10 protein-coding genes are annotated in these 12389 nt (G+C 62.0%); 2 read left to right on the forward strand and 8 right to left on the reverse strand.

The window, feature by feature from the left end; all coding sequences use genetic code 11:
* The first annotated feature begins 216 nt into the window (after positions 1-216).
* Positions 217-2940 carry a valine--tRNA ligase gene (gene valS / locus QP503_RS07625; protein ID WP_219585228.1) on the forward strand — a complete coding sequence of 908 codons (2724 nt, stop codon included), beginning with the start codon at positions 217-219 and terminating at the stop codon, positions 2938-2940.
* A 492-nt stretch (positions 2941-3432) separates the two neighbouring features.
* Positions 3433-5316, forward strand: coding sequence for an AMP-dependent synthetase/ligase (locus QP503_RS07630; protein ID WP_285084362.1), 1884 nt, complete (start codon positions 3433-3435; stop codon positions 5314-5316).
* A gap of 88 nt (positions 5317-5404) precedes the next feature.
* Here QP503_RS07630 and QP503_RS07635 read toward each other — a convergent pair whose 3' ends face one another.
* From QP503_RS07635 to QP503_RS07670, 8 genes are all read right to left on the reverse strand, one after another.
* A complete protein-coding gene (locus QP503_RS07635; protein ID WP_285084361.1) occupies positions 5405-6613 on the reverse strand; it encodes an ABC transporter permease in 1209 nt (402 codons plus the stop codon).
* The gene (locus QP503_RS07640) at positions 6603-7301 is read right to left on the reverse strand and encodes an ABC transporter ATP-binding protein (protein WP_285084360.1); all 699 of its coding nucleotides are present in this window, start codon (positions 7299-7301) and stop codon (positions 6603-6605) included. Before QP503_RS07640 ends, QP503_RS07635 begins: the two co-directional genes overlap by 11 nt.
* Entirely contained in the window at positions 7298-8371 is a 1074-nt protein-coding gene (locus QP503_RS07645; RefSeq protein ID WP_181002091.1) for a peptidoglycan-binding protein, read from the reverse strand. Before QP503_RS07645 ends, QP503_RS07640 begins: the two co-directional genes overlap by 4 nt.
* Entirely contained in the window at positions 8368-8844 is a 477-nt protein-coding gene (locus QP503_RS07650; RefSeq protein ID WP_103631957.1) for a hypothetical protein, read from the reverse strand. Before QP503_RS07650 ends, QP503_RS07645 begins: the two co-directional genes overlap by 4 nt.
* 304 nt (positions 8845-9148) lie before the next feature.
* Positions 9149-9538, reverse strand: a complete 390-nt coding sequence (locus tag QP503_RS07655) for a chorismate mutase (protein ID WP_103631958.1) — start codon at positions 9536-9538, stop codon at positions 9149-9151.
* A 17-nt stretch (positions 9539-9555) separates the two neighbouring features.
* Positions 9556-10812: an ATP-dependent Clp protease ATP-binding subunit ClpX gene (clpX, locus tag QP503_RS07660; protein WP_285101490.1), complete on the reverse strand. Its 1257-nt coding sequence runs from the start codon at positions 10810-10812 to the stop codon at positions 9556-9558.
* A gap of 205 nt (positions 10813-11017) precedes the next feature.
* Positions 11018-11659, reverse strand: a complete 642-nt coding sequence (locus QP503_RS07665) for an ATP-dependent Clp protease proteolytic subunit (RefSeq protein ID WP_103631959.1) — start codon at positions 11657-11659, stop codon at positions 11018-11020.
* Entirely contained in the window at positions 11659-12264 is a 606-nt protein-coding gene (locus tag QP503_RS07670) for an ATP-dependent Clp protease proteolytic subunit (protein ID WP_040318567.1), read from the reverse strand. Before QP503_RS07670 ends, QP503_RS07665 begins: the two co-directional genes overlap by 1 nt.
* Between the last annotated feature and the right edge of the window lie 125 nt (positions 12265-12389).

Genomic DNA, 12389 nt, shown 5'->3' on the forward strand with positions numbered 1-12389 from the left:
TCTGATTGCGGATTTCACACTCGCGTGACTGGCTACGAAGGAGACTTCGTAGCCAGCCTTTATTGTGTTTCATTGACGAGGTTCCTCCCCGGGCCTCGTTGATTGATCGCCAGGGGGCAAAGGTCGCGAATACCCGATGCGCACGTTTGGTTTTCCCCTTGAAACCCCACTACTCTAGTGGGGTACATGTCCACGACTCGGATGGAGAATATTGATATGGGTGGCCGTCTTTCGACCCCGACTTCTGTTGTAGCACCGACGGTTCCTGACCGTGTTGGCGCTGAAGGTTTGGAACACAAGTGGGGTGAGAGCTGGGAGAACGCAGGTACCTACGATTTCGATCGTACGGCAACGCGCGAGCAGGTGTACTCGATTGACACTCCGCCACCCACGGTTTCGGGTTCTCTTCACGTTGGACACGTGTTCTCGTACACCCACACTGACGTTATTGCGCGTTACCAGCGCATGATGGGTAAGTCCGTTTTCTACCCGATGGGTTGGGATGACAACGGTCTGCCGACTGAGCGTCGCGTGCAGAACTACTTTGGTGTTCGCGTTGATCCGACGCTCCCCTACGATCCTGACTTTGTTCCCCCACATGAGGGTGGCGAAGGTAAGTCGATCAAGGCTCGTGATCAGAAGCCGATTTCGCGTAAGAATTTCGTTGAGCTCTGCGAACGTCTGACGGTTGAAGATGAGGCTCAGTTCGAGGCGCTGTGGCGCTACCTTGGTCTGTCCGTGGATTGGAAGCAGCATTACCAGACGATCGGTAAGCGCGCCCGCAAGGTCGCTCAGGCTGCATTCCTCCGCAACTTGGCTCGCGGTGAGGCCTACCAGAGCGAAGCTCCCGGTCTTTGGGACATTACATTCCAGACCGCTGTTGCTCAGGCTGAGCTTGAGTCGCGTGAGTACCCGGGTTTCTACCACCGTCTGGCGTTCCACCTCACAGATGCTGATGCTGCCGCGAAGGCTGTCGCTGCCGGTGCTCCCGTGGAGAACGGCGTGGATGTCTGCATCGAGACAACTCGTCCAGAGTTGCTCGGCGCGTGTGTTGCCCTTGTTGCTCACCCGGATGATGAGCGTTACAAGCCGTTGTTCGGAACGACCGTTGCCTCCCCCGTCTTCGGTGTTGAGGTTCCTGTTCTTCCTCATCCGCAGGCCGAGATGGATAAGGGCGCTGGTATCGCCATGTGCTGTACCTTCGGTGACACCACGGATATCGACTGGTGGCGTGACCTCGACCTTCCTCTGCGCGCGATCCTACGTAAGGACGGCCGTATCATCGCTGAAACGCCCAAGTGGATCACGTCCGCTGAAGGTATCGCAGCATTCGAGGCGATCGCCGGTAAGACGACGTTCTCCGCACGCGAGACCCTGGTTGCGATGCTCGCCGAGTCCGGCGAGATGCGCGGTGAGCCGACGAAGACGATGCGTCAGACGAACTTCTTCGAGAAGGGCGATAAGCCACTCGAAATCGTGACCTCGCGCCAGTGGTACATCCGTAACGGTGGCAAGCCGTGGACGAACCCGGCGTCGGGTAAGGATCTGAACGAAGAGCTGGTTGCTCGCGGTCGCGAGCTGGCATTCCACCCCGACTTCATGCGTGTACGCTACGAAAACTGGGTGACTGGCCTGAACAATGACTGGTTGGTTTCCCGCCAGCGTTTCTTCGGTGTTCCGTTCCCGCTGTGGTACAAGGTGAACGAGGCCGGCGAGGTCGATTACAACCAGATCATTACGCCGGCCGAAGATGAACTGCCCGTCGATCCTTCGTCTGATGTTCCGACTGGATACACCGAAGCCCAGCGTGGCGTTGCCGGCGGTTTCGTGGGAGAACTGGACATCATGGACACGTGGGCAACGTCGTCCCTGTCCCCGCAGCTGGCATGTGGTTGGCTCGAGGACGAGGATCTGTTCAGCCGTACGTACCCGATGGATCTGCGCCCTCAGGGTCAGGACATCATTCGTACCTGGCTGTTCTCGACCGTTGTTCGCGCAAACCTCGAGTTCGGAGAACTTCCGTGGAAGCACGCTGGTATCTCGGGCTGGATCCTTGATCCTGATCATAAGAAGATGTCGAAGTCCAAGGGCAACGTGGTCACCCCGATGGGGCTGCTTGAAAAGTACGGTTCGGATGCGGTTCGCTACTGGGCAACGTCCGCTCGACTGGGCTTGGATGCAATCTTCGACGAAGCGCAGATGAAGATCGGTCGTCGTCTGGCAATCAAGGTTCTGAACGCTTCGAAATTTGCTCTGACCATGGGTGGTGAGGGCGCGGCGATCGATCTGGATCCGGCGCAGGTGACGGTGCCGCTGGATCGTTCGGTTCTGGCGACGCTGGCCTCCGTCATCGACGAGGCCTCGGCTGCTCTGGCGTCCTACGAGCACTCTCGCGCGCTCGAGGTCACGGAGTCGTTCTTCTGGACGTTCTGCGACGACTACCTGGAGCTGGTCAAGGAGCGCGCCTACAACCGTGATAGCGCGTGGGACGAGGCCTCGGCCGCATCCGCCCGTGCGGCTCTGGCGATCGTTATCGACAACGTCGTGCGTCTGCTCGCCCCCTACCTGCCGTACGTGACGGAAGAGGTGTGGAGCTGGTACCGCGAGGGCAGCGTGCACACCGCTCCGTGGCCGGTCGTAGCTGACCTGGCTGGCGTCGAGGGCAATCCCTCAGTGCTCGAAGCCGCGTCCTCTGCTCTGATCGCGCTGCGTCGCGTGAAGTCTGAAGCGAAGGTGTCGCCGCGTACGCCGTTCCTAGCGGTGACGGTGCGCGCCCCGCAGGCTCAGGTCGAGGCTCTGAAGTCCGTGAAGGGTGACCTGGAGGCCGCGTCAAAGGCCGTGGATGCCCTGACCGTGACCGCCTCCGATGACGCTGAGGCCACCGAGGCCGTCGTCGAGTCCTTCAAGCTGGGCGAGGCTCCTGCCAAACGCAAGGGCTGAGCGTTAGGCTGCTGGGGCCTCCGTGGGAAACCACGGAGGCCCCTCGTTTTACCCAGTATTGAAAGACGGGGCTAATGTCCGAAAGACACAGGTCTCAACAGCACTGATCTGCACGTTTACGACCTAGGGTGAAGCCATAGCAATCAAGAGGCTCAATGGGTTCCTGGCGACCATCCCACACTCCGACAACCGCGCTCGGATGGTAGAGGTGGCGGACTGGGGTGTTCACACCTACCCGGAACTGGAGCTGCGCATCGCGTGGAACCAGCCGATGTTCGCTCACCACAGCACGTATATCATTCGCGCTGAACTGGGATTGAAATGAACGAGCGATGCTCTCGCCTGATCCTGTCCCGCAAGGCTCGGCGACAGTTCAGAGAACTTCGACGCTCCCTCTCCCCCATTCTACGGGCGCGTAGGATAGGGGGAAACAGTAGGAGCGCCGCTGGCCCCGTCCCGCAGCACACACCGCCCAGCGACCAGGGAGCAGACATGACCGCCGAAGAAACCCCGGCCTCGTCCAACGACGACACGACGACGCAGGCGCAGACGACCACCAAAGCCCTCGAGTGGCACGCCCCCGTCCTGGTGCGCATCGACGATCACACGACGATCCCCCACCTGCTGAAAGAGCGCGTGCAGCGCAGTGCCACCCGCCCCCTCATCCTGCGCAAAATCGGTATCGGCGACACGTGGCGTTCCATCACGGCGCGCGACTTCTACGATGAAGTGCACGCGCTCGCCGCTGGCCTCATCGCGCGGGGCCTCGAACCCGGCGACCGCGTCGCGATTATGAGCCACACCCGCTACGAGTGGACGCTCCTCGACTTCGCGTGCTGGGCGGCCGGCCTCGTCCCCGTGCCCATCTACGAGACCAGCTCCATCGACCAGGTCGCCCACGTCCTCGTCGACGCGGACGTCAACCTCATCATCACCGAAACCGTGTCCATGGCAGAGATCGTGCGCGCGGCAGCAGAGCGAGAAAACCGGGACAGCACCCACGTGCTCTCCCTAGACTCCGAGGCCATCGAGACCCTCATCGCGGAGGGCTCGGCCACCCCGCGCGAGCGCGTCCTCGCCCGCTCGGAGGCCCTCACCAAGGACGACATCGCAACCATCGTCTACACATCGGGCACGACGGGCACGCCCAAGGGCACAGTCCTGTCCCATGAGAACTTCACGAACCTATGCCTGAACGCCCACTCGTGGATGCCGGAGATTGCCGCCGGCAAGGACTCGCGCCTGCTCCTCTTCCTACCGCTGGCCCACGTGTTCGCGCGCTTCCTGCAGGTCTTCCAGATCAGTGGCAACGGCGTGCTTGGCCACGCCTCTAACATCAAGAACCTGCTGAACGACCTGGCATCTTTCAAGCCGACCTATCTCCTCGTCGTCCCGCGCGTCCTAGAAAAGATCTACAACTCGGCGGACACGAAGGCTTCCGGCCCCAAGCGCAAGATCTTCCGCTGGGCCGCCAAGATCGCGATCGCCTACTCGCGTGCCCTCGACACCGAGGAAGGCCCCAGCGCCTCCCTCAAGGCCCAGCACGCGCTGGCGGATAAGCTCGTCTACCAGCAGATCATCCGCCTGGTGGGTGGCAACGCAGACTACATCGTCTCGGGCGGCGCGCCCCTGGCCACTTGGCTCGCCCACTTCTATCGTGGCGTCGGTATCCCCGTTCTAGAGGGCTACGGCCTGACAGAGACGGTCGGCCCGGTCTCTGTCAACACGCCCCACCTGTCCAAGATCGGCACCGTGGGCCCGGCTCTGCCGCCCATGTCCTTCAAGATCAGCGACGAGGGCGAGATCCTACTCAAGGGCCCAAGCATCTTCCAGCACTACCACAACGACCCCGAGGCAACGACCGCCTGCTTCACCGAAGACGGCTGGTTCCGCACGGGCGACCTGGGGTCCCTGGACCGCGACGGCTACGTGTCCATCACGGGCCGCGCGAAAGAGATCATCGTGACGGCGGGTGGCAAGAACGTCGCCCCGGCTGTCCTCGAAAACCCGATGCGCTCCCACCCGCTCATCTCCCAGGTCCTGGTCGTGGGCGACCAGAGACCGTTCATCGCCGCGCTCATCACGCTGGACGCGGAGATGCTGCCCGATTGGCTCGCCACCCACTCGCTGCCCCCGATGAGCGTGGCGGAGGCAGCCACGAACGTCGAGGTCCTGGCCTCCCTAGAGAAGGCGGTGGCCTCGGCGAATAAGCACGTCTCGCGCGCCGAGTCGATCCGCAAGATCAAGGTCCTCACGACCGACTTCACGGAGGCAAACGGCCTGCTCACACCCTCGCTCAAGGTCAAGCGCCTGAAGGCCACGCACCGCCTTGCCTCCGTCATCGACGAGATCTACGGCGGTCCCGTGCAGAACTGACCTGCTCATGAACAAAGCCGTGGCCGGCTCGCTCCCCTTCTTGATGTCGGGGTTGGCGAGCCGGCCACGGCTTTCTTATGTGGGCAACCTACTGCGAGGCGAGCGCCGCTGTGGGTGGCGTGCGGGCCGCTCGGATCGCGGGGTAGAGCCCGGCGACGGCGCCGATGAGGAGAGTGGAGCCGAGGCCTGCGGCGATCACCCACCAGTGCAGAGTGGGCGGCCAGCCGTACGCGTAACACATGCCCCAGGTGACACCGGCGCCGATGAGGCATCCGGCGAGTCCTCCGAGGAAGGACAGCAACAGGGCTTCGGCCAGGAACTGCACAGTGACGTGTCCCCGCTTGGCGCCGAGCGAGCGGCGCAGGCCAATCTCCTTGCGACGTTCCAGGACGGAAATGATCATCGTGTTGGCCACGCCGATGCCACCGACGAGCAGGGCGATCGAACCAACGCCGGCGAGCAGGGTCGTGAGCGTCTGGTCGGCCGCGTTTTGGGCGGCCAGTGCGTCGGAAGGACGTGAGACCTTGAGGCCGGTGGCGCCCTGCGGGGCGAGCGTGGGTCCGAGGAGCTCGCGGACGTTCTCCACCTGGTCCTCGGAGGAGCGCTCATAGATCGTCGTGGGGGTCTTGCCCGCGCCGAAGTACGTGTCCGCGGCGGCAACGCCGATGAGGGCGGCGTTATCAAGTTCCTCGGCCAGGGGTGCTGGATCCATAATGCCCAAGACGGTGAACGACATGCCACCCAGCCACACCTGGGTGCCTGGCTCGACGACGCCGAGCAGCTGCGCGGCTTTCGAGCCCAGGACGACGCCCGGATACTTCGCGGTGGCATCGTTGAGCCACGTGCCCTTCTTCATGGTCCCGGATACGACATTCAGGAGGTTCGTGTCAGCCGCCATCGTGATGATGCCGCCGGTCGCGTTCGGGTCGGACAGGCGCGAGCGGTACACGGAGACGCCACTCAGCGTCGACGTCGAAGCCGCGTCGGTGACGCCCGGGATCATGAGAGTGCGGCCCACGGCGTCCTCGGGCAGGATGAGGTCCGTCCCCGACAGGTCAGCGCCGCTGCGCGCCGTCAGCATGTTGGTACCCAGCGCCCGCAGCTGCTCTTGCAGGCGGGCCTGCGAGGATGCGGAGACGCCGACGACGCCGACCATGGCCGCGATGCCGATCGCGATGCCCAGGGCCGAAAGGACGGCGCGCATAGGGCGAGCGCGTAGGCCCGTCAGGCCCAGGCGCGCGACGTCCGAGAAGCGCAGGGCGGAGCGACCGGTTCCTGAATTCTTCTCACTCTCCATGGTCACCTCCCGGGTGTGCGGAGTCGGAGACGATCTCGCCATCGCGGATGGCGATCTGCCTGGGCAGCGAGGCCGCCAGGTCGTTGTCGTGGGTGATCACGATGATGGTGGTGCCGGCCTCGTTGAGCTCGCGCAGGAGGGTGACGATGGACGCGCCCGAGCGCGAGTCGAGGTTGCCGGTGGGCTCGTCGGCCAGCAGCAGGGCCGGGTGCCCGATGATGGCACGAGCGATCGCGACGCGCTGGCGTTCACCGCCCGACATCTGGTGGGGCTTGTGGTCCATGCGGTGTCCGAGGCCCACGCGGGTCAGAGCCTCACGCGCGGCCTCGCGACGCTTGGCACGGGGCACGCCCCGATAGAGCAGTCCATCTGCGACGTTGTCAAGGGCGCAGACGCCGGCCGTCAGGTGGAACTGCTGGAACACGAAACCGATCAGCGACGATCGCACTCCCGACAGCTCCGTGTCACGCAGGGAGGACACGTCTGTGCCGTTAATGCACACGCTACCCGAGGTGGGGCGGTCGAGCGTTCCGATGAGGTTGAGCAGAGTGGATTTTCCGGAGCCGGACGGCCCGACGATGGCGACGAACTCTCCCTCGTCGACGGCCAGGGATACTCCGTTACAGGCATGCACGGGCGGGCTGCCGAAGGACCGGTGCACGTCGGTCAGTTGCAGGATGTGGCTCATCGGTTGGGCACCACCACGCGCTGGCCTTCGGCGATCTCGTCGCCGCTCACTTCGACGCGGTCTCCCGCGAACAGGCCGACGGTGACAGGGACCCGACGAATCTTGCCCGACTCATCCACGACCTCGACGCCGAACTGGTCGGCACTCAGGGCCACGAGCGCGCTGAGGGGCACGGACAGCACGTCCGTACGAGTCTCGGAGGTCAGGCCCAGGGAGACCGAGGCCTCCTGGAGCCCTTCGAGGGCGGAGGTGTCATCGGGGGTGACGGTGATCGGAATAATTCGTTCCTTGGTCGTCTCCTCGGATCCCTCCTCGCTGGCTTTTTCGCGCGGGGGTTCGACCGAGGTAATCGTTCCGGTCGTCGTGGTGGTGGAGCCGGGCAGGCGCACGGTCACTGAGTTTCCGACGACGCCGAGAGCCTGGTCGGAGAGCTTCAGGTTCGCGGAGATGACTTGACGCGAGGAAGAGGCCGTGAACAGTTCCGTCTCCATCGTCGCGTTGTCGCCGACACGGGCCTTCAGGGCACCAATACGCAGGTCCTCAGGTGCAAAGAGGACGGTGCCCAGCGGCAGTGAGCCGGTTTGGGGCAGGTTGAGGGCCTTTTGCCACCTCTGGATCGCCACGGTCGTGTTCCAGTCGAAGTGGGCATCGGGGGTAGCCTCGAAATAGCCGAGCTCGGACAGCGCGGTCTCCAGCTGGGTGACATCCTCGCCGTTGTCCATGCCTGCCTCAAACGTGCGCCAGGCGGGGGTAGAGCCGTGGAGCAGATACGTGTTGTCGCCACCGACCGTATACACGTGCGATCCCTGGGTGAGGGTCGTGCCGGGCGTGGGCAGGGAGGTGACAACGCCTTCGAAAGCACTCTTGAGGGTGTAGGAGTCGGCGTAGTGGAGGTTTCCCTGGACGGTGGTCTCCCCCGCCAGGTCTCCCTTCGTAATGGTCTCCGTCGCACCGTCAAAGGACTGGGGGGCTTGGGCGTCTGTGTTGGTGCCCGAGCAGGCGGACAGGGTCAGCGCGCCGATCGCCAGGATCGCGAGTGCCGCGGGGCGCAGGGTTTGCGAACGCTTCACTTGGCGGCCCCTGACTGTTGGAAGCACTTGTTGAGCACATCCTCGGGGATGTCCTTGACGCTGATGCCTTCGCCCGCCTGCGGGTCCTTGACGTCATATCCGGCCTCACGCAGGCACTGCGCTGCCTTGACCATTGACTCGCGCGCTGCGGGGTCGTTCGCAATGTTGTCCTCGCCGGTCAAGCCGGAGACCTTCATCATGCACTCGTTGAGGGCAGAGTCGAAGGCGGTGGAGTGATCGTTGAGCTGATCGGGCGTCAGGCCCGTGTCAGGCACGTCGAAGCCCTTGTCACGCATGCACTGAGCAAACAGCAGATTCGGGTCGTTGCTGGCCGCGTTGGTGGCCGTTCCGCTCTGGCTCTTGGTGCTGGACGCGGACGAGGTGGACGAGCCGGTCGATCCGCATGCGCTGAGGACCGTAGCCAGGGTGACGGCGACGACGGCAAGAGCGCGCATCTGCGTGCGATTCTTCATCAAAAAACTCCTTGAGGACTGCTTATCGGCAATGGTTCTCACTGCCTGAATAGATTACAGTCCACAACCCTGAAAGCTGCCTGAAAACTATCGGGGAGCCTGCGCAGAATTTCATCAGACAATCCTGAGAGGGCAAAACGAGACGGGGGACGCTCGCACATCCACCGTCTCTCAACAGATTCTCCTCCTCGTCGGGTGCTTATACGGTCAGTCTTCGCCCCCTCGGAGTGAGCCGTGTTTTTCTTGAGGATGGACAGGATCTCTACGTGCTTGGCCTCACTCAAGGCAACCTACCGGGTGCCCATCATCTCCCAACAATGCCATGCTTCGGTATTGAGTGGGTGCTCCCCTCGTCGTACTCGGCCTTGATGTCTTCGTGGTGGCGAATAACTTCCTTCACCATGAAGGCAAGGAACTTTTCAGCAAAGTCAGGGTCGAGGCCGGATTCTTCGGCGAGCGATCGCAGACGCGCAACCTGTCGTGCTTCACGTGCCGGGTCAGCCGGCGGAAGATCATGGAGAGCTTTGATGTGTCCGACTCGCTGGGTACAGCGGAAACGCTCAGCAAGAATATGGACGAGCGCAGCATCGATGTTGTCGATGGTTCCACGCGCGTCAGCCAGCTCGGCAGGGATGCCTGTTCCGATCAGGGCCTCCCCGGACGTGTGGGCGCTGATCTGCGTTTCTTCTGCCACTGGTTTTCCCATCCGGTTCAGGCGGTGCGAATCTGATGAGCGCGCTCGGCGTAGAGCTCAGGCTCACCTTCACCAAGAACGTACTCGCGCGTAATCACAACGCGCCCCACGTCGTCACGGCTGGGCAGCTCAAACATCAGGTCAGACAGTGTGTTCTCCATGATCGACGACAGGCCACGGGCACCGGTCTTACGCTCGTTCGCCAAGGCCGCGACCTCGAGCAACGCCTCGTGCGTGAACTCCAGATCAATGCCGTCAAGCTCGAAAAGATGCTGGTACTGGCGAACTAGGGAGTTCGTCGGCTCGGTCAGGACGCGGACGAGGTCTTCTTCGGTCAGTTCCTGCGTGGATGTCAGGATCGGCAGACGACCAATGAATTCTGGAATCATGCCGAACTTGTGCAGATCTTCAGGGGTGATCTCTTTGTACAGGTCACCCATTTCAGCAGCAGACTTCAGGTCTGAGCCAAAACCGGTGGAACGCTGACCCAAACGAGCCTTCACGATCTCTTCAATACCTGCGAAAGCCCCCGCTGCGATGAACAGGATGCCCGACGTGTCAATCTCAAGGAACTGCTGGTTCGGGTGCTTGCGTCCGCCCTGCGGCGGCACCGAAGCAACCGTGCCTTCAATAATCTTCAGCAGAGCCTGCTGGACACCTTCGCCGGAAACATCGCGTGTGATCGAGGCGTTCTCTCCTTTACGGCCAATCTTGTCGATTTCGTCGACGTAGATGATGCCCCGTTCAGCCTTTTTAATGTCACCATCCGCGGTCTGGATCAGACGAAGAAGAATATTCTCGACGTCCTCACCAACGTAGCCGGCTTCCGTCAGCGCAGTCGCGTCAACGATCGCGAAAGGAACGTCAAGCATACGCGCCAGCGAACGCGCCAAGTGAGTCTTGCCCGTACCCGTGGGGCCAAGCAACAGAATGTTCGACTTGGTCCCCTGCATATCTTCAGCATGCCCAGCGTCACGCGACTTCACACGCTTGTAGTGGTTGTAGACCGCGACAGACAGCGCACGCTTCGCACGACCCTGGCCGATCACCCACGAATTCAGGAAGTCGTTGATTTCAATTGGCTTCGGCAGGGGCAGCTCCGAGGTTTCTTCGGGAGCCTTGCCCAATTCCTCAGCGATGATTTCGTTGCAGAGGTCTATGCACTCGTCACAGATGTAGACACCGGAACCGCCGATGAGCTTGCGCACCTGCTTCTGACTCTTTCCACAGAACGAGCACTTGAGCAGTTCAGCTCCGTCGGTCAGTCGAGCCACGTTAGCCCTCCATCGATCAAAATTCATCACTACCGCGCGCCACCGGGACGTCACACGTAGATATGTTGGTTGCCACCTAGGATTGGCGTGCAAACGCTTCCGTTCAGCGTGTCTTCAGCCTATGTGAGGACAGGTAAGTCCGCCATTCGGCGCGCCATTTTCTCCCCACAGCGTAGCCACCTTCACGCTAGTGAGCGCCAGCGTTTTAGCTCTTGCGGGACTGAAGAACCTGGTCGATCAGGCCGTATTCTTTCGCCTGGGGAGCGGTCAGGATCTTGTCGCGCTCGATGTCACGGCGGACCTGCTCAACCGGGGTGCCCGAGTGATGCGCGAGCGTATCTTCCAGCCACGCGCGCATACGGTCGATCTCGTCAGCAACGATCTGGATATCGGATGCCTGCCCCTGCATGCCTTCCATGGCCGGCTGGTGGATCAGAACACGAGCATTCGGCAGTGCCAGGCGCTTGCCCGGTGAACCGGCCGCCAGCAGAACGGCTGCAGCCGATGCGGCCTGACCAAGGCACACGGTCTGGATCTGTGGCTTAATGTACTGCATCGTGTCGTAGATTGCGGTCAGCGCGGTGAAGGAACCACCGGGGCTGTTGATGTACATGGTGATCAGCGAATCTGGATCCTGGCTTTCCAGAACCAGAAGCTGCGCCATCACGTCATCAGCAGACGCGTCATCAACCTGCACGCCGAGGAACACAATGCGATCCTCGAACAGCTTGGCGTAGGGGTCCTGGCGCTTAAAACCGTAAGCGGTGCGCTCTTCGAAATTCGGCAGAACATAGCGAGCCTGTGGCATCTGACGGGCGATACCTTCAAAGTACGGGGTGGTGCTCATCAGTTTTCTCCATCCTGGCCGAGCGTGCTAATTTCCTGCGGGTTCACGATGACCTTGTCAACGAAGCCGTATTCCAGGGCCTCGTACGCCGAGAACCAATTGTCACGGTCCGCGTCCAGTTCGATCTGCTCAACGGACTTGCCGGTACGCTCAGCGGTGATCTCGGCGAGTTCCTTCTTCATCTTCAGAATCAGGTCCGCGTTAATACGAATCTCAGTGGCGCTACCACCGGCACCACCAAGAGGCTGGTGGAGCAGGACGCGAGTATGCGGGGTGATGAAGCGCTTGCCCGGCGCGCCTGCGGTCAGCAGGAACTGACCCATCGAAGCAGCCAAGCCCATTGCGACAGTGACAACATCAGGCTTGACGTACTGCATAGTGTCGTAAATTGCCATGCCTGCGGTCACCGACCCACCCGGGCTGTTGATGTACAGGTAGATGTCGCGGTCCGGATCTTCGGCGGCAAGCAGAAGCATCTGGGCGCAGATCGCGTTGGCGTTTTCATCACGGACCTCGCCGTTCAGCCAAATGATGCGTTCTGCAAGAAGTCGCTGGTACACGGAGTCGGACAGACCCATCGGCGATTGCACGCCGCCGCCTGCCATTACAGCCTGGTCGCTCACGAGGATTCTCCTTGGTCGAATAGATCCGCTTTCAGATCCCACTGGGTATAACCTATCGGTTTCACGCGGACAAGGCTCAGCCAATCCCCCTCTGTTCGCTGTAGGCG

It is taken from the genome of Pauljensenia sp. UMB0895, assembly GCF_030218905.1.
Taxonomy (GTDB): Bacteria; Actinomycetota; Actinomycetes; order Actinomycetales; family Actinomycetaceae; genus Pauljensenia; species Pauljensenia turicensis_A.

What these genes read in the sequence shown, in the direction of transcription:
- valS (WP_219585228.1), top strand. Translation starts at nt 217, where the DNA reads ATGGGTGGCCGTCTTTCGACCCCGACTTCTGTTGTAGCACCGACGGTT.
- QP503_RS07630 (WP_285084362.1), top strand. Translation starts at nt 3,433, where the DNA reads ATGACCGCCGAAGAAACCCCGGCCTCGTCCAACGACGACACGACGACG.
- QP503_RS07635 (WP_285084361.1), bottom strand. Translation starts at nt 6,613, where the DNA reads ATGGAGAGTGAGAAGAATTCAGGAACCGGTCGCTCCGCCCTGCGCTTC.
- QP503_RS07640 (WP_285084360.1), bottom strand. Translation starts at nt 7,301, where the DNA reads ATGAGCCACATCCTGCAACTGACCGACGTGCACCGGTCCTTCGGCAGC.
- QP503_RS07650 (WP_103631957.1), bottom strand. Translation starts at nt 8,844, where the DNA reads ATGAAGAATCGCACGCAGATGCGCGCTCTTGCCGTCGTCGCCGTCACC.
- QP503_RS07665 (WP_103631959.1), bottom strand. Translation starts at nt 11,659, where the DNA reads ATGAGCACCACCCCGTACTTTGAAGGTATCGCCCGTCAGATGCCACAG.
- QP503_RS07670 (WP_040318567.1), bottom strand. Translation starts at nt 12,264, where the DNA reads ATGGCAGGCGGCGGCGTGCAATCGCCGATGGGTCTGTCCGACTCCGTG.